Source organism: Tellurirhabdus bombi, from assembly GCF_021484805.1.
GTDB lineage: Bacteria > Bacteroidota > Bacteroidia > Cytophagales > Spirosomataceae > Tellurirhabdus > Tellurirhabdus bombi.
Genome location: NZ_CP090557.1, coordinates 4310005 through 4335466 on the forward strand (window position 1 = coordinate 4310005; position 25462 = coordinate 4335466).

Here is a 25462-nt window from a genome sequence, read left to right on the forward strand (position 1 = left end):
TTGGTTTTTCTTGAAAGTGGACTAGGCTACATCCTCACCTAGGAAATCAAATAGGGTCGGAACGGTCTTTTTGTATTCTGCTTCCTGTAAGTACTCCACCCCGAACCGCCAGTAGGCGGCGTTGAGCTCGGTACCCCGTCCGCGCCGGTCCATCTGCACGGCCACGTACGGCACGGTCATCAAGCCGCCAAAGGGGTCGTATACCTCATCGCCCGGATTGCTGTAGCGATCGATCAGGCGCTCTACCAGATCCAGCTGAAGTGGGCAGACGTGGTTTTCGTTGCGCTTCTGGCTTTGGTTGCTATTGAGGGTGCGCATCCGAACGATGTCGGTCCAGACGTGATCGTAATGCGAGCCCGGCGCAAAGAGCATAAACGAGCTAGGCATCCGGCCCGCCTTTTCCAGTTCCCGGCCCAGATCAACGTGCTCTTGGTAGTTGTACACATTACTGGTGTTGTATTCCCGGTACCACCGCAGGATCGTATCGGTATCTTTGCCGGTGAGCTCTTCGGGTGTTAGCAGCCGGTCGCCCGAGGACCTATAAAAGCCAGACGCGTCGATTTGCCACTGACGGCGCGGATAAGACTCTTTGGATTTAGCAACGGGCACATCGGCGTAACTGTTGGATGTATCCGAGGGTGTTTTGCGGAAAATGAGAATGTATTCGTTGGTACCGCAACCCATCTTAGTGCCGTCCTTACAAACCTCGCTATGACCCAGCCGGTAGGTTTGGTTGTTTTCCCGAACCACATCCGTCACCACCACGATCCGACCGCAGAAATTCCAGCCGTGCTTCATGAATGCCGCAACGGTCTTATCGCTAAACGGGTTGACCGTGTACATACCCAGCCCCGTCATGGAGCCAAACAGCAGCCGATCCTTGACGTGCACAGCGCAGACCCGCCCTGGCATGGTGACCCGAAGTAGTTCGGGAATCAAAAAGTCCATTTGAGCGAAGAACGCCTCATCGCCACTGGTGTGGCCGAAATCCTCGTAGGCGGGTGAATACTCGTACTGATTACCAAAGGGGATGCTGGTTACCGTCAGTCCCACGCTGTTGGACTTCATCAGCTTGGTTTCCTTGACGGTATCGTTCCGCACAGCGGTGAAGTACTGGCCCTTTTTTTCCAGCCGTTCTACACCCAGCGACCGGCGAACCTCAAAATCCAGTGCGTTGCCCGTTAGCCCGTATTTCTTTACGATTTCCTGCATAATACCGGTCAGATGGCGATGATGCTCCCATTTTTTGAGCATTTGCTTCATAATCTGATCCTCCGACTCGGTGTAAATGATGTGGACTTCTACGGGGTGCTTTTGCTGAAAACGCTGCGTACGGTGAATGGCCTGAATGAAGTCGTTGAACTCGTAGTTAATGCCCAGGAAGATATTGGCGTGACAAAAACGCTGGAAATTACAACCACTGCCCGCGATTTCGGGTTTAGTAGCTAGGATTCTGTGCTCACCGCGACTGAATCCCAGAATCAGCTCTTCCCGTTTTTCAAGGTCTTGACTGCCAAATGCGGTTATGGCTTCGGGTAGAGCTGATTCAATTTCTTTCCGCTCCGCCTCCAGGTGATGCCACAGCAACCAGTGCTTATCGGGCTGATCCTCCTTGATTATCGAAACAGCTTTGGCAATCCGGTCCAGAATCGACAACTGCTTTTCCCGGGCGGCATCTTTCAGACTCAGCGCCGCATCCCGCAGGAGCTTGTACTGCCCCCAGCTGTCGGCGCCAGCGATCGAATGATCAACGGGCAAGCGGTGAAACTGAACCTTCAGTTCCGGTAAATCATAGCCCTCATCCGAGTAACCCAGATCAGAGGGCTTCGACAGAAACAACGCCCAACTGCTTACCCACAGCCAGAACTCCCGCTCTTTGTGCGGATACAGGGTCAAGTCCCCCGCCTTTTCGCTGTTGCGCTGGAAATAGCGCGTTAAGGCCTGACCCGTATCCATCACACCCAGAAACCCGGCGTAGTGAATTAGCTCTTTGGTCCGATTCGGCGAAGGAGTAGCCGTGAAGACAAATCGGTGGGGTATGGCTTCCAGCACGTCCGAAAACGTCTGGTAGGTTTTCGACCCAAACGATCGCAATACAGAAGCTTCGTCCAGACAAACGCAGGTGAACACCGAAAAGTCAGCGATCTGGCCATCCCGAACCCGTTCGTAATTGGTGATCATGAAGCCCGAATCACATGTGGCAATGTCCTGATCAGTGCGCACGTACCGAATGGTCATGCCCATATCCGGCCCGTCGTTTTCGGTAAACTCCTGCCGAACACCAAGGGGGGCAATAAACAAAACGAGCCCTCCTTTAACCCGGTTAACCTGGCGGCCAATCTCCAACTGCGTGCGGGTTTTGCCCAGACCAAAGGAGGCAAACACGGCTCTACAGCCCCCGGCCAATGCCCACTTTACCGTATCGCGCTGGTGCGGAAACAGGCTTTCGTGCAGGTCTGCATCTTCGACAAAAAACCCGCTAACGGGCGATTCGAGTATCTTTTTCTCGATAAAGGCGTCATAATCCAGTTCGAGTTCTTCGGAAATATCCGTGTATGGATTCATGCTTGCTCCCCTCCTTCCCCGGCTACCACCGGCGCTAATTCCCGCAGGGTAAGCTCGCCATCCTCGTCGAGTTGCAACGGGATTCCGAAGGCCTGAAACTGGCGATCCATCGCGGCCCAGAATGGCTGCCAGGCATCTCTGGGAACGCTGTCCAGGGCTAGGACCACCGACAGCAGGTCGCCAAAAACCCGGACAACATTTTCCAGTTGTTCCATGGCGGTGATGGTATCGATGCCTTCGGGCGTTTGGGCCCAAACCCTACCGTTGGCGTGCGCAATGAGGGTTTCCTTGAAGTTTTTGGCCACAAATTTGACCTTCTGCACGTAGAAGCTGGTGCTTTCCAGTTGCTCCAGTTTTTCGATCAGAAACTGACAGGCCGCCGTCGCTTCCAGCGCCAGCATGGTCTCGTGGTCGCTTAGATCCCGGTTCTGGGTAGTCATATTGGTTTGGTTTTTCTTGAAAGCCATTGCTTTGAATTTTACTTGGATGATTTACCGGACATGTGCCGGTTCTTGTCACTTTTTAGCCCCGTGGCGAGGCGATTGCCTATTTTTCGACCACTGTAGTGGCTATAGGATTTGCGACGCTCCCACGGCGTGATTTGGCCGAGGCCGCAAACTGAATGATGTTGCACATCTCCCGCAGCCGATCCTCCACCCGGGGGCCATAGAACTGCCCGAGCTGCTCCATGTCGTGATTGGAGGTAAAATGCGTCAGGAAGTAATTGCCCAGCCGGTAGCGGTTCTGGATGATTTCACCCATCACGTTGCGCTCGTTGCCAAAGTGGCGGGCGTTGGCTTCCTGGCCGAGGTCATCAAAAAACCGGCCGGTGATGGTCTGCCCGAAAGTGTAATCAGTCTTGGAAACCCGGCCGTGGCCGGAGTAGTGATCCAGCACGGGCTTTCCTCCGTCCTTGGCGGCAAACTCCTCGGCAATGACCTGGCACTCGTGGACGGTGTAGCTCGCATGCGGATTGACGCTGCAAAGCTCCATGAGCTGCGTTTTGCCCACGCCCGTCCCGCCGATCAACAGAATCCCCTTTCCCAGCGAGTAGCCCGGCTTTAGCTTTTCGAAGCGCTCATCGCCCACGAAGTAGAGCGCCAGAATTTTAAGAATATCCCGGTTGTCGGCGTCAATGTCGAAATCAGCCCAGCCCCGATCGGCAGCCCGGGCCTTGCCGCGCCGGACCACAAAATCCCGGAAGGTCCTGGCATCAAGATCAGGCCACTGCTTTTCCCCGTGCACCTGCTTGGTGTAGGCTTCCAGATAAGCCTGCCGCCCTTTCTCCCGGCGGGCCGTCTGCAAAACCTCGGCGGTCTCCTCGGGCGTTAGCTCGGGATACTGGCGCGGGTTAGAGGTCCACATCGCAAGTGCTTGCTTCTCCTCGGTAGTCAGGATTGCCAAGGGAAGTAGGCCGGAGAGCGCCTGGAGTTCGTTGGTTTGTGGTTCCATGGGTTGGTTTAGCGTTTTGGTTTACGTCGCGCCACTTGGGCATCCAGTACAGGAAATGTTTGCGGTAATCTTTTTTGAAAGCGGGTTTGCCCTCTTCGACCCCGGCCAGTTGCTGAAGGATGAATGCTTCCACCAGCTCGGCGTAATCGGTCGGGGCTTTGGTGAGCTTGAGCCGCTCGGCGGCATAGGTCTGGTGGTAGACCGACCCCAGCAAATCCTTTCGCACTTCCTCCTCGGAGGGAGAAAGGGGGTTGGGGGTTTGAGGGCGGCTTGCCTCGGCGGCTTGCCGATCCTCTTCTACCGAATCCGGAACAATAATCTCATTCCCATCATCGCCTCCGTCGTCGTCTGCGCCCGCAGGCGTTCTTCGTCTTTCTATAAACGTCTTATCGTTAATAGTAAAAACGTCTTTATTTATATGGGTGTCGGATGCGGTATCAGATGCGGTTCCGGGTGCGGTGTCGGGTGCGGTTCTATCTGACACCTCATCCGACACCGCATTTTTGCCTTTTGCGGTATCGGGTGCGGTACTGGATGCGGTTCTACCTAGAACCGCACTGCCCATGTTAAACCGGGCCTTCGCGTAGTCACCCCGTCCCGGCTGAAGGGTAATAAAGTGGTGGTCTTCCAGCCACTTTCGCCCAGCGAGGTAGTTCTTTTTTCCCAGTCGAACTTTGTTGATGAGTCGGTCGTATTCGATTTCGGTTTCGCGCCATAGGTTACGATTAACAGAGTCCATTACTGCGAAAAATAGAGCCGCGTGGTCGGCTTTGTAGCCGTCCAACTGGGGTGCCTTGTCCCAAAATAGTTTACTGATTTTAAAGTAATCCACGGTCTATTTTCGATCTCAATAGGTCATTTAAAGGAGGGCCGGACAGGTCAGGCCCGGCCCCTGATTACCGCTAACGTACGTATGTATACGCTAGCCAATTCTTACTGCTCGATGATCACGATGTCGGGAGCAATGGCGCGGATGTCGGTTAGTACTTTGTCGATTTCCGTGTCCCGCATTTCCTCGATGTAGTCCCCCGCTGCGTACGAAACCAGAGTGCAGGAGAAGTCATCGGCATTGATCTGAACCTCCACATCAATCTTGACTTTGGGCGTACCCTTGAACAGGGGAATGTTGAGGTTGAAGCGATCGGGCAGGTTGCTACTGACGACTTGCTCTTTCAGGTCGCGCTTATTGCCCCGGTTGTCGTCTTTCTTTTCGATCTCCTTATTCACCTTGGCCTGGAAATTCTGAAGCTCGGTAACCAGCTTCATGGCCTCGGCCATGGATTCAAACGACGGCCGGTTGCGCTTGAAGAGTTCGGCCATTTTGAAGTTGGTGAGCGCCTTGCCCGGATCATTGATGCCAAACTCCAAATACTTGGGGTGGAATTCCAGAAGCCCTCCGACCGTGGTGGCGTAGTGGTTGGCCTCATTGACCTTGAGGGATATCCACATCTTTTCGCGGTTCACCACGATGTGGCACTGTTTCTGGTCGATTTCGCCAATGCGCTTTTCGAGGTACCTAAAGGGGCTATTCAGAATCCCAGTCAGGTTAATAATTTTAGGTTCTTTTACCGGCAAGGCCTCGCCTTTGCGGATAGTGACTTCGTTCCCGTCGGGAAATACTTGGATATTGGTTTCGCTATTCATGGTAAACAACAAGCAATAATGCGTTAGAAAATGATTGAGAATTAGTCGTTGGTGCCGGTCAGGTTGCCCGAGCGGTTTACCGACATGAGTGTTACCTGCCGTTCTTTGGGGTAAAGGCCACGCTGCCGGATCAGATTACCATCGGGTGAATAATACCCCGCCTCGTTGTTATTATGATCGATGATCACGTAGACCTCGCCGGTAACTGGTTCCCCTTTCGTGCGTAGTTCCAGAAGCAGTTTTTTAGCGTCCAGTTTGATGGGCGTCAAGAGAGCTTTAAACTCAGCGTCGGACTTCTTTTTCTGCTCTTCGATGCTGCTGATCTCGATGCTTATGGACGAGAACTCTTCCTTTTTGGTTTCGAGCTCGGAGTCGCTGAAGTAGCGAACGTAACTCTCATGCTCGATGCGATCGGCATTGGATTCCAGATGCTTTAGTCTCTCTTCTGGAGTCGAAAGCGGCATAAATACTTGATCCATGGTTAGGTGTTAAAAATTGGTGATTACATACTTTCCCGGCCCTGCCGGATGGCTTCGGCCTGGTCTAAATCGGCCTTTAGCTTTCGGGCTCGCTCGCCTGCCTGATGAGCGCTGTGGAGCTCGATCAGACGGGCGGAACTTAGCCGCTCGTAGCTGTCAGTGGCACTTTTTCCTTGCTTGATCATTGCATTTGCAGCAGCCTTTCACCTCGCACCCCGCCGGTATACAAAACCACGACATAATATTGGTTTAAGTTAGAAGATAGACGGCGGTGGCGGAGGCTAGGCTGTAATGGGTTTAAGCTTCTTGAGTTTCGAGGATTTCTGCCTCCAGCAATTCCTCGTCCTGATTCCAGTAAAATCTGACCTTGATTCGAGTTGCGACGGCAGACCACTTCTTCCATGTGGTTTTGCCCTTGAGCCGTTCGCGGATGATGGCAAGAAAGCGTTTCGGATTGGGCCAGCTTCGCCATTCACTTTCACCTTCGAAGTCTTCGGATTCGTCCAGAGTTCCCTCCCCTATGCTGATGTTGACAAGAATATCATCCAGCAATTGCTCAGGAACGGCTCCGTCATCAGCGTATTTAAACACGGGGCTAGCCAGTACGATCGGACAGTCAAACTCCCAATTTTCATCCCAACGGAGAAAGAGAAAATCCACTTCGTCGCCATCTTTAGGCTGAAAGGCATCCAGGTTTTTTCGATTATCAAGCCACTGCTGATAAGTCATTTTTGAGGTTTCAGTATTCATTGAGGGTAGAGGCTTGGGATTGATTAAACTTTTTCCAAATCGACCGTGGCCGATGCGCCGGGCGTAATGCATTCGAACTGCGGAATGATCACCACCCTATTGAACGTGTGAAAGCCGGGCTGCTCGATGCCTTTGGGCAATTCCTCGTTCACCCATTCTTCCGCTTTGCCGATCGTGCCGAACGATCTGATGGGCGTTACTCCCAGTGCATAGGTATCGTAACTGGCGGGGCCAAAACCGAATACGACAAACGACTTTTGAATGTAGGGGCGTTTTAAGAAGGCTTGCAGGTCGATTACCTCTTCTGAAACGGTTTTCTCAAAATCGACATTGACAATCTCATCCGTGATGGTGACATACTTAAGTCCCTTGTCGATGTACTGGATAAAACATTCTGCGATCGACTCGCCGCCGTGCGCAGGCCGCAAATGCGTGCGGTGTGTTTTCAGGTAGAGATCCACCAGTTCGGCCTCGGCTACCGATTGAATCTGGACGTGGAATGTGTTCATGGTTTACTAATTAGAAGTTGACTCCTTTGAAATAACTTCATTCTGGTAGCTGAGAATCCCCGCCTTTGCCCGGCGCAGGTGCTCCCGGCGCAAGTCAGGATCAACCCGCACCTCCTGCCGAATCTGGTACCGTTCATAGATTTCCTCGACCGGCACGGCTACCGAACATTCACCGGTATGGTAATAGCTCATATTGGCCCGGACAACCTCTTCCGAATACTGACCCGCTTCAAGCAGGTTGGTCGTGTAGTCAGCATTTCGGGGACGCCAAAACATCATCCTGCCATTATCGGAGTATCGGTAGCTGATGATAAAATACATCTGCTCGCTGGTTTCGGTTACTAGCCCTGAAATGACCTTTTTAAACCGACTAAGTAACTCTTCGATCAATAGATCGGGGTCGCTGTCCGGGTTGGCGGGAACGCTAAGTACCCAATCTTTGCCGCCGGATTTAATGAGCCGATCGTTCCACTGGTCCACCTTTTCGATCAATTCCAGATCGGATAGGGTGCATTCAGATTTTCTTGCCATGACTAAAACCGGTAAGCGCTCAGTTTCTGATGATGATCAATCATGGCGTTTTCGTTGCCGCTGGCCAGCGCATTCTCGGCTTTGGCCAGGTCGCCTTTGATGTGGTTGGCCGCAAAACGGCCGATGCCTTTAGGCTGGCGGCTGTAGTCCTGAGCCACGGCCTTGACCCGGGCGATTTCGTTCTGAAGTGCGTTTTCTACGTATTGCATAACTGGCTAGGTTTTAGAAAGGTAGATCGTCGTAATCATCGTGCTGCTCAGCCTGGCTGGCTACGGTTTCCTGCGAGGTCATGCGCTTGTACTCATCGGACGATTTGATTTTGTCTTTGAGTTTTTCTGAAAGCGAATCAAACAGGGTAAAGTCGAACTCGTCGTAGGCTAGTCCCTGCACTGGCATCTGCGGCGGGTGCGTAGGCTGATAATCCTTTGGGGCTTTGGTGACGGCGGTAATTTCCTCATAGGTGTTGCCGTCTTTGCCCTGGTAGTGGCCAATGTTGAGCATGCAGCGCGCCCCCAACAGATTGACAATATTAAACTCCCTCAGTTCATCGGGCGTAAAGTCCCGGCCCCGCCACGATTTCAAAATGCGGCGCAGATGGGCCTGATCACCCAGCGAGAGGGTAAACTCCTTGCTGATGATGCGCGGCTCGGGGCCTTTGTCGGGATTGAAGATTTGCCGCACGTCGGGCAGTTCCCAGCTAACGAGAATCTTGTGGGTTTTCTTGGGCTTGCCCTGGTAGGCATCGTCGATGGTACCGATATCAATCAGACGGCAACAGACGGCGTAATACAAGTCCGGCTCGATGAGTTGGCGCGTAAAGCCGCCCTCGCCAGCAGAAGCGATGATTTTCATGACAGTATAAGGTGTTTGAAAAAAGGTGATTAGAAATTATCCGGCGTGCGGCGGTACTTTGGTCTTTTGGGCTTTCCCAGATTACCTAGCCAGTACACCAGCGCAAAGGGCGACAGGATAGCCATGCCGATCAGCCAGCCGAGGCATCGAAAGCCGATAACGATCCAGTAAGGGATGTTTTTCAGGAACTTGACGGCCCGCTTTTTTAGTGACACGTTGGGCTTTGGTGCTACGGGTTCCACTGGCCGGGTCGTGGCGTGGGTTTTAAACCGGGGCTCGGCGGAGGTTTTCTCCACGGGTGGCTCCCGGAAGCTGTTGACAAGGGGCACGGGTCGTTGCATAAGTGAATGCGCTTGCATAGATTTCGGAATTATTTAAAACTATAGATACTCACAGGCCTCGGCATTTGTCGGGGTTTTGTTTTTTAGCGCAGGTCTACCGTTTTGGGAATATTAGGCAGCACCTTGGCCTTGTAGTAGGCTACAGCTGCAGGAATCCCCCCCCCTATTTGGCCAGCGATGCGACGGATGCGGCGGTTGTGATTCACGGCCACTTGGTAATTCTGGCTGGGAATGCGGCGGTTTTTGAGGAAATTCTTCGGATCGCCTGGGTCTGAAATAAACCGGTCTGGCTGAAGAACCTGGGTCATTTGTTTTGGAAAGGACGCTCCGTCCAGTTGGCGCCGTAAGTGCCGGGCAGTTTTACCGCTCATAAAATGGTTTGTTAAACGTGAATGGGTTAAAAGATTAAGCTTCCGTGTGACTATGGACGGCGTTCTTTTCGATGTAGGCCAGTAGCTCAGATCGGAAGAAAAGCAGACGTTTGTTGATCTTGCGGTGCGGAATCTGGCCAATCTTCTGGTAGAGCGCGTTTTTCTTCATGTGCAGAAAGTCGGCCGCCTCGGCCGCATTCATAGGTTTTGCGGCCGTCTCTTTTTCGCCCTGAAGCCTGGCTACCATACTGGTCAGGGTCGAGATCTGGCGATCCTGCTGATCGAACCGCTTAAGGATGACGTCTAAGGGATTTTCCATTGTTAGAATTCGGTTGGATAGAATCGGAAAGGCTACGCGGTAAAATCGAAATCAGGCAGATACTCCATCCCTCCCAGGCTTCGGTACCTTCTGCAAAGCTTGATGTAGTGATTCTTCATCACATCGATTGTTGCCTCCTCCTGGCGGGCGGCGAGTTCGCGCATGCGCTGGTGCGTTCGGTGGAGTTCAGCGTAGGTGGTATCGCGTTTTCGAATGCGTTCCTTCCAGGCGTATTCGGCAGCGGCCCCCACATTCTCAGCGGCTTTAGCTACGGCCCTGAACTTAGCACCCAAGGCAACCAGGTTCGCCCCTAGTTTTAAAATTGAAATAGGATTGGCTGACATAACAGGGTTGATTTAGCAGTTTTCGCGGCACAGGCCGGGGCAGTTGCAAGGCGTTTTGCCGTCTTTGTAGCAGATTTGCTGCTTTACTTTGGCCGTTGGCATCCGGTCGGTCAGTGTGGCTTGCTCCAGCGTTGAACCCTTTGTCTGATGCCTTTCGCGAACCTTAGCCAAGGCGGCGGCGAATTGGCGCTCAATAGTCCATGCATTTAACTTAGCCTCTTCCTCCGCTTTTTCCTGATTGCGTAGCTGAACCAGTTTCCAAACGTGCATGGCAGCGATGACGGCGGCAGTGACCACAATGGCAGCCCAAACCGGTACGGTGATTTCGAGTAGGTTCATGGCTCAGGCGGTTTGCGAGGGTTTGTTTTTCTGATTCTGAATGATTGCTGTTGCTACCGAGCGGGATGCTCTGTTGCAAGCCAGTTCGCATTCCCCGTTTCCGCGCAAGCCTTCGCTTTGGATCGCCTGACTGGCTAGTAGTTCGGCTAGATTGATAGCTGCTAGCTCCAGTTCAGTCATGTTGTCGCGGATATTAGCTTTGTCGGGGAGGCCTTTCTTGAGACGAACCACGCTGGTCGTTCCTCCGTACAGGGGCGTGTAGATGGCGTTGGTACAGTTGCGGAACCCTTCTTTGGTTACACCGTGAGCGCCGAGCGCCCGGGTGAAGCTATTTCGGGTGGCAACGCCTTGCATTCTGCCTTCAATCCACTTTTCGCCTTTGCCCAGCCGCTGGTACTTGGTAGCTTTTTTGGACTGAGAGGTTGCTACCTGACGGAGCCGCTTTTCGCATTCGATGAAGTACAGTCGAGCTTGTTTGCCCCGCTCATTGCGCTGAAGCATGGAGATTTCTTTGGCGCAATCCAAAGTAAGGGCGTAATCAATTGAGGGTCTACCACCCAATTGGTTTTCGCCATTTTTGACGAAAACCTCCACATAGTCTACGCCTTCAGAAAAACCGTACCCAAACATACGCTTACACCATTTAGCAAACTCTGACTTCACTTGCAAGAAAGTGTGTAACTCACGGGCCGAGACCGTCTGCGCTCCATGCTCATTAGTTGAGATCTGAATCAGGTCTTTCATAGTTTAGAAAGTTTGAATTGGCGATTGTCGAGCTTGAACACTGATGCTTTTCTTTTTCTGCTGCTCGCTTGCTTCAAGTAGCCCTACACCGTCAAGGAATGCTTTAATTGATTCCTCTTTGCAATTATCCCCCCTTAAAATCTTGTGAGCAGTTGCTTCTGTAATACCGCCCTCCTCAGCAGCGCCTTTGATGCCGCGATCGGTTTTCTTTAACCGGTTACGAAGTGCGGCAATGTCCTGTTTGGTTAATTCCATAGCTTTTATAGCTTTGCGTTTAGCGGATCGTTTATTTGACCGTTCAATCAATCATTGAGTCAAAAATAGCGCAATTGATATATTATTGTCAAGCAAATGAGCTAATAAATTTTATATCAAATGAGCAATTACTCAAATACACTTGAATTACAGACGGTTGTGAAGTCGGATAGACTAAAAGAGTTAAGAGAGTACCTTGGTGTAAATCAAGAAGAGATGAGTAAGAGGATTGAAACAACTCAATCTAATTACTCTGGTATGGAGACAGGGCGTCGCCCAATTGGCAAACGCATATCAAAAGAGATAATTAGTGCTTTTGAGCTCAATCCTGATTGGTTTGAAACAGGTGAAGGTGAAATGTTTCTGAAAGGAAAACAGGCTGTGAAATATCAAAATGAAGAACTCGAGAAGCACTTTAAGGTTACTGAGCCACACATTCCTTTTATTGATGACGAGAGCAGTTATGAAATGGTTACACTCCCCTATGTATCTGTTCCACTTCGGGCCTCATTTGCTGAAATGTCAGACCCGGAGGCAAACTACGGGCGTTTGAGTCGGATTCAGGTCAGAGTCTACCCAGGTGAGGATACTAAAGGCCAGATTGTTTTTGCGGTCAATGGAGACAGTATGGAGCCTCGTCTGCCAAGTGGCACAAAAGTTCGGTGTAAGAAAGTGCTGCCTGAGGACTGGCCATACATTAGTTCAGGGGTCTATGCAGTTAGCTACGCCAATTCCTTTGTTATCAAGCGCGTTAAAAACAACGAACTGCTTGCTAAGGGCTACCTTACCCTGCATTCAGACAATACCGAAACTGGCGGCAGTTCTGATGTACCCGCCAATCAGATTCAAAATATTTGGAAGGTGCTTCGAGTGGTTGATGCGCCTGTTTTATAAGTCTAGTAACCCTTTATCTATTTGACCTAAACTCTACATGACAACCGAATTAACGGCCTGTCCTAACTGCGACGCAAAGTTGAAAGGAGGCATGTTCTCTAATGCAAGCCTTTTACCTGAGCATCAAATCAGGATTATTAACGAATACCGAAGCCAAAAATCGGCAGGCTACTGCACAAAATGCGGCCCTGATTTGTACTCCAGTTCAGTTGGTCAAATTAGGACTGAGCGCAGTCAAATGTGGGACAAGATTAAAGACTTACTTAGCGCCGTTCCGGTGCTTTCCATTCAATCCCCGCTGAATTGGGATTATACAGTTGTTGGAATGGTGACTGGTCAATCGACAACCGGCACGGGGGCTATTTCTGATTTCACATCGTCTATCACGGATATGTTTGGATTACAGTCCGGAAGGTACAATGCTAAGATTAAGTCAGGAGAAAGGATTTGCTTTGCTCAGCTTCGAAAACAAGCCTTGGAGTATGGCGGTAATGCCGTAGTCGGGACAGATATCGACTATTCAGAAGTTGGGGGCGAAAAAGGGATGTTACTAGTTTGTGCAGCAGGCACGGCAGTCAAACTCAACAACTTAGATGCTCTAGATCCAGAACGGAAAGCCAAGCTGGAAGAGTTAATGAATGTCGTTGCCAGATGGAAGGCTCTTGACCGCTATAATACTAGCGAGAATTGATAAACCAAAAACCGTAACTCTCTATCTATTTCACTTAAGTAATTCATGAAGAAACTGTACCTAGCCTTATTTGTCCTTCTATCGACTATCACTTTTGCCCAAAAAGATTCTGTCAAGCATGAAGTCTTAGACAAAGCCGAGGTGAGCGGCTACTACAACATTCATTTTTGGGTACCTGAAATTAGTACAGATCCTAAGCAGATTGAAGCCGTGGCGCAATCACTGGTTAATCAGTATTGTTCAGGCTCCCCTGGTTGTAATGGCGTTTACTTCTGGAAAACGCGGGATGCTTACCAGAAGCTCATGTTTAAAAGAAACGAGCTGACCATTGATAAATATGATTACAATAAAGATAAGTGGCTAAAGGCTGAGGATCGCTGGAAAAAGGCGAACTGGAAATATGTTTGCGAAAACCTATACGCTGATTTTACAGGCGTAAATACGATAAACGAACTGTCGTTTTTCCCCTATTACGATGATGATTACCGGAAATATGGAGGTAAGAAGAAGCGTCCAGAAATACGATCGACTCGCATTTTTCCAGTCAGTAGCGTAGAAATATCTACCGACCCTGTTTCTCAGCAAAAACCAAAAGGTTCAGCGACAGGTGTATTGGTTGTCACGCTGACAATAGCCATTGGTTTAGTCTGGTGGGTTATCCGGAATCAAAACAAGAAGAGTAAAAGCGAGGCCCAGGATAACCAACATCCCATTGCCCCGCCCGTCCAAACGCAAACAAAAGATATTAAGGAGTGGAAGTTTGGTATGCTCGGGGGCACCATTTGGATTGAAAACGGAATGCTATCTTATAAAAGCTTTCCGCTGGGTGCAACCTATCCTCTATCGGCTGTTCAGGGTGTTCAGTATAATACCAGCCTTGGGGTCGCCGAATATATTGTATTGGCAAGTGGAGGGAAGAACGAAAAAGTCTCTATCCGTAAATCAGATCAATCAAAGCAAACCATTCAGGAAATTAACGATTACATCGCTAACTGGAAAAGGTCTCAGCAATCACCCATTGCAGCAACATCCTCAACTAATCAAATCGCCGACGAAATTCAAAAACTAGCCAACTTGCGTGATAGCGGCATCCTCACTGAAGCTGAGTTCCAGGAGCAAAAACAGAAACTACTTTCTAGGTAAAAGCCATCAATTTGAAGCAAGCCCTAAACGGATCGATCGTATACGCCAAAGAATAGCCCCAACCATGTTGCCAAAAGAGAAAGACTGGTAGGCCTCAAAAAAATTCAATCTTTTGACTCACCTTTTGCCAGGTCAATTGATGAAGGGGTGATACAATCCTTGACCGTGTAAAAATGTCAGCTATGAAAGAGTCAAATGAGGAGAAGCCCGTCTGCTTTGTGATAATGCCAATTGCCAATCATCCAGACTACGAAGTTGAACATTTTAAGTGGGCCAATTCAATACGCCAGAGAGTAAGTCAAGCACTCTCCCACTTAGCTATTGCCCTATACGAGCTTTTAATCCAATAATTTTTACCGTTCACTCAAAACATTGATAATTGATCATGTTTGGGTGATATTTTGAATCTCATTAAAAATAGCTTTCAGTTATAACTACTTAAATTAACTTAAAAGGTATGGGACTAGATGACTTACTCAAAAAGGATAGAGAAGACGAAAATGAGAAAAAACGAGCTGAAGAGGCAAAGCGAGCAGCAAAAAATAAAGCCGATCAAGAATTTAGATCTACCTCGAATACCCTCTTTAACTCAGTTGTAAGGCCAGCATTAGAAAGTATAATAAACTCATTCCAGCAAAATGGCTATAAAGCAAATTTTGGACCGCAAGTTCATCATGTTGGTGAAACGTCAACAATAAATTCTTTGTCTTTAAATTTTAAATTTAGAAGTGTAGAAGCACTATTGACTATCTCGTCAAATTCTTTAATGCAAACAGTTAACTTTTCTTTTGCCTTTCACAAATTTTCAGCATTGGATTATAATAGCCTATATCCAATAAAAGAAATCACAAAAGAAGTTATTGATAAGGAAGTAGAAGACTGCATTAAAAAGCTACAAAATCAACGCGCATAGAAGGCTTTTTTAACTTAACTATGGCTTTGCTGAGTTTTATATGAATCAGATCGAAATTCCAAGTTATGCTATAGACTCAGTAGCTAAGGCTATAAATGATACCGTAAATCGCCCCTCTCAGGTTACGGTAAGGACTATAGAAGGTGAGTCTGAAACTCCTCACTATTTTGAGATAATTCCCTTTGATAAAATAGATGAGTCAACTATCAACTTCTTTGCTATTGACGGAAGTTACAATTTTCAAGAATTTTATAATGGAATTAGTATTGGGGTATACACAGCCGGGTACGTTTGCTTTAATGAAGGTAAACAGATAAAGCTCAATGACATAGACAGTGCCATAATTAAAGGGAAAAATTATTTCCCTAAAAACATAATGATTACTAATGATGTCGACAAGTATTTAATCTATGATGAATTCTTGGAGCTGGAGCCAGTAAAGAAGTTTATAGAATTTATTGGCAATCCGGAGGATTGGTCCGGATGGGCAGATAGTAATGAAAAGGCTAGAGAAATTATATGTAGCAATAACTCAAAGTTATTTTCATTTTGCCAGGCAGTATTAGAATGGGCGCTAGTTTACGAAATATCAAACTTGGATATTATAAAATCGGGTGACTTTATACTGAGAGATGGAAACTTAAGATCTTTGGATATCAAACAAAAATACTTGATCAAGCTTGGCAAGTATTTACACGAAAAAAACATTTACCTAGTTTCGATCACAAAGAATTCCGCAATAAAGCTCCACATGTCTTCTGCTTTTAGAGAGTTAGACCAATACTTACAAGAAGATTTAAAGTATAAATTTCAATTCACTGAGACAGAGGAAGCGAAAAGAAAAATATGCTGTTGGTTGGAAGTGACAGATTACTATTTAACAAAAGCTTTCCAAAATAGTATGATAACAAAAAAGAGCATTAAAGGCGGGAGGGGCTTTGGGTTGTATTTTGTAGCAAGATTAGATTATGTTGAAAAGCTCCAAAACTATGACTGGCTTGTTGCAGATATTAATATATTCGATTGCATACCAAATATTGAAAACAACGATACAACTAGAGATATAAATAAGATTGAGAAAATATTTTTAGAGCTAACCAGGCTAACGCAAGAGCATTATATACTGGGTTATCCATATCCATTAACTGAAGCCCATAGTTTTGTAAGCCTAAAAAATACGTTTAAGCAAGAAATAATCAATCGAGTAAAAATAGCTCTTTACAAAGACTTAAGAATGGAGCATGTTGATATTGAAAACATGTTCTTGGATATTCACGATAGATTCTGAGCCTTCTTTTTCAAAATGACAAGATCAACCCAACATGATTTCGGCGTCCTTTATGGTCAAAAGACCACTGAAGATGCCTTATTAATCTATTCCTCTTACGACGATGCAAAAGCCAGCCCTCAAACGGGGGACTTCATAGTGCTTACGCCAAAAAATGAAGATGGAAGAAAGTTTTTGGCGCGTGTCGAAGCCGAAATTTATGATGAAGATCCTATTTTTAGGAATCAAGATAAAACATTAATTGCCGTACACTATGCTCGGATTTCAGAGAGAGAACTTTCTGACCGAGACAAGCAGAAGATGTTCAGTTATACCTATAAGGTAAAAATATTGGGAACATTTGAGGGTGATGGCAAAAACTTCACAACGGCAGTCAGGAAATTACCCGTTGTTTCGTATCATGCCAGACATCTTAAACCCAGGGAGGCAGAAAATATCTTGAATAAAACAAACGAAAAGGGGACTTTAATTGGAACGCTATGTATTGGGGAGGATCAACATAGTGATACCTCAATTTTATTTGATACTGATAAATTAAGGGAAAAACGCACAATGGTTTTCGCTCAGTCAGGCTTTGGAAAAACCAATCTGATGAAGGTCTTGATACATAATACTATCAATAACGCAAAGTATGGAAAGCTTATATTTGATCTAAACGGCGAATATTCAAAAAGTACTCCTAAAACATATGGCTTTGGAGACATTGATTCAGACGCTATTAGAAAGAATTTAATTGTTTATTCAGATAATAACATTGATCCTAAGGGCAGATTTTCTTATTCCGGAAAAGTTGCAATAAATATGCACAAGCACCTGTCCGTTGGTGATATACTTAATTTCAGTGCAGGCTTTTCTGAAGTGATGAAGTCCTTTCTCCTATATTTAGATGACAACCAAATAGGAGACTTTGTTTCAAAAATAGATACCTATGTTGCACAGCCAAGTCTATTACATAGAGATTTCTCTGATTTTTGGCCTGAAAATAAAAATACAAAAGGTGAAGTCAAAGAAGACGTAAGTGCAAGAAAAACTATTTTAGCTATTCGTAAACGCCTTTCTTTTTTACTAGATAATAACAAAGGTTTACATTATAGTCAATCTAATTTGGTTGAAGACGTATTTGCATCTCTAAAAAGGGGTAAGACTGTCATTATTGATTTGTCCCTAAAGGATAATGCTGAATCAAGTATCATCTCAACTATCCTGATTAGGAAGCTTTTTGAAAACAACAAAAGTTATTATACTTCACCAGCGTCCTCAAGTGCATCAGTAATTAACGCTGTTGTTTTTGTTGAAGAAGCACAAAATGTACTATCAGAAGAATTTGTAAGATCTAACGCTAATGCTTTTGTTAGAGTTGCAAAAGAAGGTAGAAAATTCGGCTTGGGTTTGGTAGCTATTACTCAAAGGCCCTCTGCAATTTCTGAAGAGATTCGTACACAGGCCGAAAATTTCTTTGTACTGCATATGGGTAATTTAAAAGATATTAAGGCTTTGGTTGAAAGCAATATAAATTATGATGGTGTTATTGCTAAGTTTATTCAGTCAGAAACTATTGTAGGCAACTTATATATGGTTTCCTCTAATCAGTCATTTGCAATACCTGTTAGAGTATCTGAATTTGAAGAACAAGTTAAAGAGTTTGTGTACTCTGATGCTCAATTAGGAAAGCACAAGTCAAATCGTTGATTAATAATCACTGAGATATATTGGTTTTATTAGTTTATGAAAATAGATAAATCAGAAAGGCTACTTGAAGTCCTTGAAAAAATAAAAAGGCGTCAAGCCAGGAAAGCTATTCTCCATAAACTGTCTTCTTATGGGATTAATTGGAACGATCAAAAGCGCCATTTAGAGGTACCGGATCTTCGTGACACCCAACTGAGGTTGGCCAGATTAACGAATGGCAATGCAAATAAATTCGACGATAAGGTAAAAAGCTATTTTGCTCAACCAGCAGAGATAGATCCAATGCGGATAAACCCTTATTTGGTCGAAGTAAAAAGCAATGAATTAAGTGGTAAAATTTGGTCTTATGCTATGACCTTCTGGTCTGTACCCGTAAGTGCAGGTTACGGAAGACGTTTGCGATTTATAGTATTTGACCGACAAAACAACAAAGTCATCGGCGTTTTCGGCCTTTGCGATCCACTAATTGGGTCAACCTTAAGGGATAACTTTGTTGGCTGGAATAGAGAACAAAAAATAGAGAGGCTTTATAACTGCCTGACTGCTTATGTTTTAGGATCGGTTCCTCCTTATAACACACTCCTCGGTTCTAAGCTAGTTGCTCTTTGTGCCATGTTGCCAGAAGTGAGGACAGCTTTTCGCAAAAAATACGTGAATAATGAAACTATTATTTCTGGAAAGAAAAAAATCCCGGAGTTAGTAATGATTGATACTTATGGCGCTTTTCAAAAGTCCTCCATCTACACCCGGCTTCTTAATTGGAACTTTGTTGATTATACGCAAGGAAAGAGCCATTTGCATATCACGGCTAATGGCAGTTGGGAAATTATTAAGGAATTTGTTCCTAAAGAAAAGTTCTCAAGTTATGCCTATGGTCAAGGTTCAAACTGGAAATTAAGGACCCTTATAGTAGGTTTGGAGAATTTAGGCTTTAATAACGATGGAATGCTTACGATTGGCTGGAAGCGGGCTTACTATACTTGTCCATTAGCGGTAAACTGGCGCGAGTTCTTAACAATGAAGGATGCAAAACCCAAGTTTATTAAATACTCCCGTACGGAACTTGTAACCTATTGGCGTACTAGATGGCTACTTCCTCGCTTGGACAGGCTGCTTGAAAGGCTAGGAGAAGTTTAATTTTACAGTTTAAGCTTAAAACTTGTAGCTATTACCTTACATAAAACCAATATAACTAACTGAATTTTAGAGAATTCAGTTAGATTTGTTTCAGATAGATGGAAATCACAGAACTAGATAAAATCCTAAAACACGCTTTAAGAATTGATCCAAAGCGGAATTACTGGTTGTTTCGGACGCAAGGCGGACATTATTATGAGCATTTTAAACAAGATGGATTCATAGCGATTGGGTATGATTACATAACCTTAGACGACATCATTGGTTCTCAGACGAATGAAACCTCTCCTTTAGAATTATTGATAAATAAAATCAGAATTCAGCAGCCTGATGAAAAAAGACCAAAATATGGGGCTTCACAGTTAATGAGGTTTACATATGAAATAAAGGAGGGAGATATCGTATTGATACCGAGTGTTAGCTCTCAGTCAATAACAATTGGTGAGGTTCTTCAAACGGAGGTCAAAATCGAAGAAGAAATAAAATACCCCTCTGGAAATTTTTCGGAGCATGAAATCTGTACTTATCAGAAAAGAAAGCCCGTTAAATGGTTAAAAGAAGTTCGCAGAGATGACTTAGAGCCTATTCTATATAAACTACTTTTTTCTCATCATATTATCACCGAAGCTACTTCCTATGCAAACTATATAGATAATATGTTAAATGATTTCTATATTAAAGGGAACGAAGCCAATTTGATTTTAAATGTCCAAACTGAAGAGGACATCAAAGCAAGAGACCTTTTTAATATGGGATACGCTCTTCTGAATGTGGTCGATGAATTTTGTAAGGAAAATAATCTTGCGATTGACACCTCAGATGTAGAGGTGAAGCTAACTCTTCAATCTCCAGGGCGCATTCAATTATCTACTAAGAAGAAGGGTGTTGCGGTTATCATTGGTATACTTGTCATTGGTGCCTTCGGAGGGGGTTTTAAAATAAAATCAGGAAGTTTTGAGCTTGATTTAAGTACAGTTGGATTAATTCAAAAAGTGATTGACTATCAAAATAATCAACAAAATAGAGACATAAAGAAGCAAGTACTTGATAATAATATTAAAAAATTGCAAATTCAAAAACCAGAAGATCTTATTAAGGTGCTGGAAATGAGAGTGCAGGACTCGAACGATAAGCCATCTAAAAGTGTTAATGATTAAATACACTAAAACAGAGGAGGAACCATGAGGGTTGCATTGAATAGCATTTCATTTGCTGCCTCGTTTACAGTTGCCATACTGACTTTGTACTTTATCCAATACTTTACTATTGGTATGATCCCTAAGCTCAGACATTGGACCTGGAAACGCATCTACGTTAAGGACGTGATCTTCGTAGCAGTTGCGCTACTTGTCATTATCACGTTTTTCGATTTCTACTTACCGTATTAATTTCTCATGGAAGACTTACGATAAGTCTTCCTTTTTTTTGATTCCCTACAACAGCGAATCCAGATACTTCTGCGTTTGCTCGTCCTCAAAACTCCCCAGATAGGCCTCGGTCGTGGCGATGTTCTTATGCCCCAGTGCCTGGCTAATAAACGCCACCGGCGCTTCGGATCGAAGCAGGATCGTGGCGAATGAGTGCCGGGCCTCGTAGGTGTTCACCTCCCCTTTGATGCCCACCGCCTGGGCGATCTTGTTGACGTGCTTGTTGGTATCCTTGACGACCTGTTTGATGATCTCCTTTTTGCGCCGGGCGGTCATCTCATCGGTTAGGAACGGAAAAACAAAGTCGCCATCCGCCGCTTCCTTAGTCCCCCACCGCTCCAGGATGGCCAGCGATTCAGGGAAAAGCTTGACGGTAATTTTAGCCTGTCCGGCCTTGCTGGTTTCCCTGGTCTTTTCCCGCACAAACGAGATGGCCTTTTTCTCTTTGTCAATGTCCCGCCAGCGCAGGCGGCAAATGTCCGAAAGGTTCATACCGTTAGACAGGTAGGAAAACACCCACAGGTCCCGCCCGCGCTGCTCCATGCCCTCAGCGCAGGGGTGCTGCATAATCTTTAGGATATCTTCTTTGGTGAGCGCTTTCTTGGTATTCTTGCCTGACGGGATGGTGTACTCCCCGAAGGGATAGTCCGACTGTCCCGCCAGCCCTTTTTTGATAGCCTCTTTATAAACGGCCCGCACCTCGCGGAGGTAGATACCCACCGTGGTGATGCTGGCTCCACTACTCGGCCCGCCCGGTTTCTGGGAAATCTTCCCGCTTTTTAGCATCCAGCGTTCGTAGGCTTTCAAGAAAGTCGGTGTCAGGTGGGAAAACAAAAGCGAATCGCCGCTACCGGGCATAAGGCTGCGGCGCTGCTGGGGCGTCATGGCATCCCTAAAACGAATCAGGGACTTGGCCGCCACGATGTACATATCGGCGTTGCCGGGACGATCCTCGGCATCCATGGCCTCGGCCTTGGCCTGCATGAGGGTAATCACGTCGTGCGGTTGAATGATCACCTCCTCAGCCTTTCCTTCCGAGTAGAAGGCTTCTTTGAAAAGTTCAAACGAGAAATTAGCTCCGAGCTGCTCGATCACCGCCTCAGCTTTTTCGATGAAGGGTAGAATGCGGGCGTAGAGCTTCTGGGTCTCGGCCGCTACCCGCTTGTTCTGGGACTCGTGGAACTTCAACAGGCGCTCGAACTCGGTTTCTGAAATCAGAATCCCTTCCTTGATGGGCAGGGCGTAGCGCTTGCGATCGCCCTTGTAATTGACGCGGAGTTTGAGGGAAACCAAATCATGTTTAGCTTTGTCAAAGGAGAGCTTAAGGCTGGCTTGCAGAGGGTTCATGGGGCTGGTGATTTGGGCGAGACTCGCCCAGTGACTCGCCCACAATTTACACAATCATCCATAAACAAACATAAACATCCATAACAAAAAAGCCTTAAATTTGCCCAGAATCGAACATTATTGGCTATTCATAAATAAACATAGTGCTATCCCTGCTGACTACGGATCAGGAGGTTTGGGGTTCGAATCCCTACGAGTGCACTTAACCAAAAAGCCTTTAGTAGAAATACTAAAGGCTTTTTGGTTTTATATCGGTTATATTCCCCATTTTGGATAAGGTGGCCTCCAATTTTTAAAGGCTTCCACTGTTTCCAGGTAGCACCTCTCGCAAAATAAATCCCATCGACAGTGCCAATGGGATTTATGCCTACATCTAAAGTACTGTCTCTAAAGGTACCTAGATACTAAACTAGACTATAAAGCTTGATCATAGTATAACTAAGCTCTCCAGAAGGCATGATTTATATCATATATAGGCTGATAACGGCCAGAGTCAACAAAACGGCGATATAAACCATTAATAAAGGGCTTATGAGACGACTGCTTGCCATTAATTATGGCCGGTGGCCATGATTTCGCTTAAATATGTCCTACTAGTGAAGGAATAGCCACTGTTGCGGCTCCAGCACCCACAATGATGCATTTCGATGATTGTGAAGCTCGCAAGAATAAGTAGTCCGATGACGCCTGCTACTAAGTTGATTGACATTAAAGAGTCCGTTCAGCCATCACTCGTCACTAGGAAAAATGACCCGCTAGACAAAGATCCTTCGCAAATCGACGCCATTCGTTAAAATTGCTGGGCTTGCGTTCCACGTCATACAAACCAGCTTCTTCAGCCTGACGCACGATGCTGGACTTCAGATAATCGCTGAACAAAACGACCTTCACAGCTCGCACATCCGGGTTTTCTTGCAGCACCTTAAATAACTCAATGCCATTTTGGCCCAGCAAATAATAATCTAGTAGCAACAAGGCAGGCAGCTCAGATGCATTTTCGATATGCGCCAACAACTCCGATCCAGTGCCGAAATTAATGAGCTGGCAGGAAAGGTTCTCTTTGAGAAAGGCATGCTGAATCAGATCTCCTACAAGCTCATCATCATCCACCATCCAAATTTCGGGTTTTTGTTTCATTTTTTCATGTATTAACCCCTGTCCAGGAACCCGTTCAATTAGGTAAAATATATACCTTCTAACGCGCAAATAGTTTTTTATTTGGCCGCTCTATGATCCAATCCTCTTCTAATTAATAGACTAAACCCCTGGTGAAGGCCCCGATTAGCGAGCATAGAAGAATCGCTGATTGGCTTGTCTTAAATAGTCAAACAGACTAAAAAAGAGGGTTCCAGAGGCATGTAAACCAAAAAACTTGCGAATTTGCCACCCCGGCCTCAGTGACGTTTTTCAGTAAATACCGTCCCAAATAGCTGAGTTATCAGAATTCTAACAAAATATTTACTTCCCCATAGCTGCCGACTATGAAAAAGATATCCGCCCTTTGCGCTCTTCTACTTGTTATTGGCCTTGCCTCCTTCCGGCAAAAAAATTATGATTTCCGCCAGACTAGCTGGAACATGACCAAGGAACAGGTTATTGCTTCCGAGAAAGCAGGCAAGCGAATAGACCTTGGGAAGGACCGAATCCGGTATACAGGAATCGTCCTGGCTGGTGATACGTTTTCCGTGGATTACGATTTTGAACGGGGTAAATTGGTTCGGGCAAACTATAACTACCGCCCTTATAGCATCGAGCAGAAAGAATGCATGACCGCTTACCTGGATTTAGAAAAAGTTCTATCACAAAAATACGGCAAACCCCTTGAGCACCTTGACCTGAAAGCCTTGAAAAAGAGCGCACCAGGCCAGGAATACGCCCTGGATCTTTTTGACTTCTCCTATCTGCTTAAAGCCTGGGAGCAGCCCCGGACGATTATAGCCCTCTCCTACGTTGAAACCGCGAAACAAGACTCCTGTGTTGTTGTCGTCAATTATTTATCGAAGATAGCTCCCAAATTACCCAAACCCAAACCCTATAACATTAGCGATTTCTGAATCACTACCACAGCATCTTAAAGTCAGTTAACCGACCCTCTTTATTGATCTAATACCCAGCAACACAAAACCCCAACAAATGTTGGGGCTGTACAATCATTACTTCTTTATTCACCTAATAATATAGTTTAAACCTAAACTACTCTATAAAGTATTGTTTTCCTTATTTTCTACTCCTTATTTAAGGTAAAAACTGCGACGAATATTAAGCGGCACTCTTTTTACTGGCCTTTGCGGGAACGATAATCATCCAAAATACCTTGTGCCATCCAGCTCGCCAGCGCCTGGCGGTTGCTGGCTAACAAGAACCGACGTTGATCCTGTCGGTTTTGGATATTTCCTAACTCAATAAAAACGGTTGGTGGATGGCTATTCCGAACGACATAAAGGCTGCTTCGGGTAGTGACATTCCCGGAATAGGACCGGGCAGGTTGATAGCGCCGGTAATTGGTTTTAAACCGACGGTGTATGTGTTCCGCCAGTCTGCGCCCCGCCGCACTACGCTCGTGGTGATAGAAAAACACATCAATGGTTTGCCCCTGGCTGCGGCTGTCAACGTGAATGGTAATCAGACGCTGGTAGGATTCTCTATGACGTGCATGAAGCCGGTTCACGGCCGTTGTCGTCTGATTTAACCGAGCCGTCTGGTTGAGGGGAATCCGCAGGTTGGGGTAAGCTACCTCGTCTTTATCCAGTTTCAGAACAGCCTCGTTGCGAATTCCATCATCAGGGTCTTGCACCATCATATAGACGGTAGCTCCTTGCTGTTTCAGGATCTGTGAGAGACGGATAGTAACATCGTAGGCATACTCATCTTCGGGAAGCAAATAACGGCCATAGCGCCCAATAGCGCCCGGATCCGGTCCACCGTGGCCCGAAGCAAGATAGAAAACAGTGCCACCGAGCGGCTTTCGGGACGTTGTTTTATTTGCTAACGAACGATTTGCCTGTTGCTTCACCTTCGAGGATTTATTCGCGTTCTTCACCCGAACGCGCTTCACCTGCTTAGCCGATTTGGTACTGGTTTTTCGGGTTTGCTGCTTTTTATTCCCTGCTTTCGGCGGGGCAGCCGTAACGCGGGACTTTCCCGTCTGGGGCTTTCCCATCGCATGAGTAAAAGTACCGGCACTCCCTTCCGATAATGGGGAACCAAGGCTCCAGGATAGGGTAAAAAAAAGAAAAGAAAGTAAAATCGTTTGCAACTCGCTGGTTTGACTAAATGTCCTGCACCGTTCCTGATCGCTATTTTCGACTAGAACCTGAATAGGTTAACAATGGACAGACAAAAGTACAGGCTAGTCGATGGAGCAGCAAGCCACTCGCTAAACTCCTATCTTTTAAAGGAGACCAAGAAAAATAGTACTTATCGTCTGCTCAATAAACT

The 25462-nt window shown here is 46.4% G+C and carries 31 protein-coding genes; 9 read left to right on the forward strand and 22 right to left on the reverse strand.

Annotated features, from left to right (window positions below; all coding sequences use genetic code 11):
- Nucleotides 1-21: 21 nt before the first annotated feature.
- The 19 genes from L0Y31_RS18260 to L0Y31_RS18350 form a co-directional block, all read right to left on the reverse strand.
- A complete protein-coding gene (locus L0Y31_RS18260; RefSeq protein ID WP_234734524.1) occupies nt 22-2565 on the reverse strand; it encodes a DNA methyltransferase in 2544 nt (847 codons plus the stop codon).
- Complete coding sequence (locus tag L0Y31_RS18265) at nt 2562-3032, reverse strand: hypothetical protein (RefSeq protein ID WP_234734525.1); 471 nt, start codon at nt 3030-3032, stop codon at nt 2562-2564. The genes L0Y31_RS18260 and L0Y31_RS18265 overlap by 4 nt, the downstream gene beginning before the upstream one ends.
- Nucleotides 3033-3111: 79 nt before the next feature.
- A complete protein-coding gene (locus tag L0Y31_RS18270; protein ID WP_234734526.1) occupies nt 3112-4017 on the reverse strand; it encodes a hypothetical protein in 906 nt (301 codons plus the stop codon).
- Nucleotides 3917-4756 carry a hypothetical protein gene (locus tag L0Y31_RS18275; protein ID WP_234734527.1) on the reverse strand — a complete coding sequence of 280 codons (840 nt, stop codon included), beginning with the start codon at nt 4754-4756 and terminating at the stop codon, nt 3917-3919. The genes L0Y31_RS18270 and L0Y31_RS18275 overlap by 101 nt, the downstream gene beginning before the upstream one ends.
- A 194-nt stretch (nt 4757-4950) precedes the next feature.
- Nucleotides 4951-5661 carry a hypothetical protein gene (locus L0Y31_RS18280; protein ID WP_234734528.1) on the reverse strand — a complete coding sequence of 237 codons (711 nt, stop codon included), beginning with the start codon at nt 5659-5661 and terminating at the stop codon, nt 4951-4953.
- 41 nt (nt 5662-5702) lie between these two features.
- A complete protein-coding gene (locus L0Y31_RS18285) occupies nt 5703-6140 on the reverse strand; it encodes a hypothetical protein (RefSeq protein WP_234734529.1) in 438 nt (145 codons plus the stop codon).
- Between the two features lie 23 nt (nt 6141-6163).
- Nucleotides 6164-6325 carry a hypothetical protein gene (locus L0Y31_RS18290; protein ID WP_234734530.1) on the reverse strand — a complete coding sequence of 54 codons (162 nt, stop codon included), beginning with the start codon at nt 6323-6325 and terminating at the stop codon, nt 6164-6166.
- Between the two features lie 112 nt (nt 6326-6437).
- Nucleotides 6438-6890, reverse strand: a complete 453-nt coding sequence (locus tag L0Y31_RS18295; protein WP_234734531.1) for a hypothetical protein — start codon at nt 6888-6890, stop codon at nt 6438-6440.
- Between the two features lie 23 nt (nt 6891-6913).
- The gene (locus tag L0Y31_RS18300) at nt 6914-7399 is read right to left on the reverse strand and encodes a hypothetical protein (protein ID WP_234734532.1); all 486 of its coding nucleotides are present in this window, start codon (nt 7397-7399) and stop codon (nt 6914-6916) included.
- A gap of 6 nt (nt 7400-7405) precedes the next feature.
- Complete coding sequence (locus tag L0Y31_RS18305; protein ID WP_234734533.1) at nt 7406-7930, reverse strand: hypothetical protein; 525 nt, start codon at nt 7928-7930, stop codon at nt 7406-7408.
- Nucleotides 7931-7932: 2 nt separating this feature from the next.
- Nucleotides 7933-8139: a hypothetical protein gene (locus L0Y31_RS18310; protein ID WP_234734534.1), complete on the reverse strand. Its 207-nt coding sequence runs from the start codon at nt 8137-8139 to the stop codon at nt 7933-7935.
- Nucleotides 8140-8152: 13 nt separating this feature from the next.
- Nucleotides 8153-8782, reverse strand: coding sequence for a phage replication initiation protein, NGO0469 family (locus L0Y31_RS18315; RefSeq protein ID WP_234734535.1), 630 nt, complete (start codon nt 8780-8782; stop codon nt 8153-8155).
- A 29-nt stretch (nt 8783-8811) separates the two neighbouring features.
- On the reverse strand, nt 8812-9123 hold the full coding sequence (locus tag L0Y31_RS18320; RefSeq protein ID WP_234734536.1) for a hypothetical protein: 312 nt from the start codon (nt 9121-9123) through the stop codon (nt 8812-8814).
- 83 nt (nt 9124-9206) lie between these two features.
- Nucleotides 9207-9494 (reverse strand): hypothetical protein, encoded by a 288-nt coding sequence (locus L0Y31_RS18325; protein WP_234734537.1) that lies wholly within the window; start codon nt 9492-9494, stop codon nt 9207-9209.
- 34 nt (nt 9495-9528) lie between these two features.
- A complete protein-coding gene (locus tag L0Y31_RS18330) occupies nt 9529-9813 on the reverse strand; it encodes a helix-turn-helix domain-containing protein (RefSeq protein ID WP_234734538.1) in 285 nt (94 codons plus the stop codon).
- A gap of 32 nt (nt 9814-9845) precedes the next feature.
- On the reverse strand, nt 9846-10157 hold the full coding sequence (locus L0Y31_RS18335; RefSeq protein WP_234734539.1) for a hypothetical protein: 312 nt from the start codon (nt 10155-10157) through the stop codon (nt 9846-9848).
- 12 nt (nt 10158-10169) lie between these two features.
- A complete protein-coding gene (locus tag L0Y31_RS18340) occupies nt 10170-10496 on the reverse strand; it encodes a hypothetical protein (protein ID WP_234734540.1) in 327 nt (108 codons plus the stop codon).
- 3 nt (nt 10497-10499) lie between these two features.
- Nucleotides 10500-11240 carry an antA/AntB antirepressor family protein gene (locus tag L0Y31_RS18345; RefSeq protein ID WP_234734541.1) on the reverse strand — a complete coding sequence of 247 codons (741 nt, stop codon included), beginning with the start codon at nt 11238-11240 and terminating at the stop codon, nt 10500-10502.
- Between the two features lie 3 nt (nt 11241-11243).
- The gene (locus tag L0Y31_RS18350) at nt 11244-11495 is read right to left on the reverse strand and encodes a hypothetical protein (RefSeq protein ID WP_234734542.1); all 252 of its coding nucleotides are present in this window, start codon (nt 11493-11495) and stop codon (nt 11244-11246) included.
- A gap of 120 nt (nt 11496-11615) precedes the next feature.
- Between L0Y31_RS18350 and L0Y31_RS18355 the strand changes: the two genes are divergently transcribed.
- From L0Y31_RS18355 to L0Y31_RS18390, 8 genes are all read left to right on the forward strand, one after another.
- The gene (locus tag L0Y31_RS18355; protein ID WP_234734543.1) at nt 11616-12389 is read left to right on the forward strand and encodes a helix-turn-helix domain-containing protein; all 774 of its coding nucleotides are present in this window, start codon (nt 11616-11618) and stop codon (nt 12387-12389) included.
- Between the two features lie 37 nt (nt 12390-12426).
- A complete protein-coding gene (locus L0Y31_RS18360; protein WP_234734544.1) occupies nt 12427-13080 on the forward strand; it encodes a heavy metal-binding domain-containing protein in 654 nt (217 codons plus the stop codon).
- 45 nt (nt 13081-13125) lie between these two features.
- Entirely contained in the window at nt 13126-14223 is a 1098-nt protein-coding gene (locus L0Y31_RS18365; RefSeq protein ID WP_234734545.1) for an SHOCT domain-containing protein, read from the forward strand.
- A 457-nt stretch (nt 14224-14680) separates the two neighbouring features.
- On the forward strand, nt 14681-15136 hold the full coding sequence (locus tag L0Y31_RS18370; RefSeq protein WP_234734546.1) for a hypothetical protein: 456 nt from the start codon (nt 14681-14683) through the stop codon (nt 15134-15136).
- Nucleotides 15137-15176: 40 nt separating this feature from the next.
- A complete protein-coding gene (locus L0Y31_RS18375) occupies nt 15177-16424 on the forward strand; it encodes a DNA double-strand break repair nuclease NurA (RefSeq protein WP_234734547.1) in 1248 nt (415 codons plus the stop codon).
- A gap of 15 nt (nt 16425-16439) precedes the next feature.
- Nucleotides 16440-18113 carry an ATP-binding protein gene (locus L0Y31_RS18380; protein WP_234734548.1) on the forward strand — a complete coding sequence of 558 codons (1674 nt, stop codon included), beginning with the start codon at nt 16440-16442 and terminating at the stop codon, nt 18111-18113.
- A gap of 36 nt (nt 18114-18149) precedes the next feature.
- Nucleotides 18150-19250, forward strand: coding sequence for a Druantia anti-phage system protein DruA (locus L0Y31_RS18385; protein ID WP_234734549.1), 1101 nt, complete (start codon nt 18150-18152; stop codon nt 19248-19250).
- Nucleotides 19251-19348: 98 nt separating this feature from the next.
- Nucleotides 19349-20407 carry a hypothetical protein gene (locus L0Y31_RS18390; RefSeq protein WP_234734550.1) on the forward strand — a complete coding sequence of 353 codons (1059 nt, stop codon included), beginning with the start codon at nt 19349-19351 and terminating at the stop codon, nt 20405-20407.
- A 276-nt stretch (nt 20408-20683) separates the two neighbouring features.
- Here L0Y31_RS18390 and L0Y31_RS18395 read toward each other — a convergent pair whose 3' ends face one another.
- Together L0Y31_RS18395 and L0Y31_RS18400 are read right to left on the reverse strand one after the other, a co-directional pair.
- Entirely contained in the window at nt 20684-22024 is a 1341-nt protein-coding gene (locus L0Y31_RS18395) for a tyrosine-type recombinase/integrase (RefSeq protein ID WP_234734551.1), read from the reverse strand.
- 738 nt (nt 22025-22762) lie between these two features.
- Nucleotides 22763-23161, reverse strand: coding sequence for a response regulator (locus tag L0Y31_RS18400; RefSeq protein ID WP_234734552.1), 399 nt, complete (start codon nt 23159-23161; stop codon nt 22763-22765).
- 344 nt (nt 23162-23505) lie between these two features.
- Here L0Y31_RS18400 and L0Y31_RS18405 point away from each other — a divergent pair, with 344 nt between their 5' ends.
- Nucleotides 23506-24078, forward strand: coding sequence for a hypothetical protein (locus tag L0Y31_RS18405; RefSeq protein WP_234734553.1), 573 nt, complete (start codon nt 23506-23508; stop codon nt 24076-24078).
- A gap of 221 nt (nt 24079-24299) precedes the next feature.
- Here L0Y31_RS18405 and L0Y31_RS18410 read toward each other — a convergent pair whose 3' ends face one another.
- Nucleotides 24300-25184, reverse strand: coding sequence for an N-acetylmuramoyl-L-alanine amidase family protein (locus L0Y31_RS18410; RefSeq protein WP_234734554.1), 885 nt, complete (start codon nt 25182-25184; stop codon nt 24300-24302).
- Nucleotides 25185-25462 lie beyond the last annotated feature (278 nt).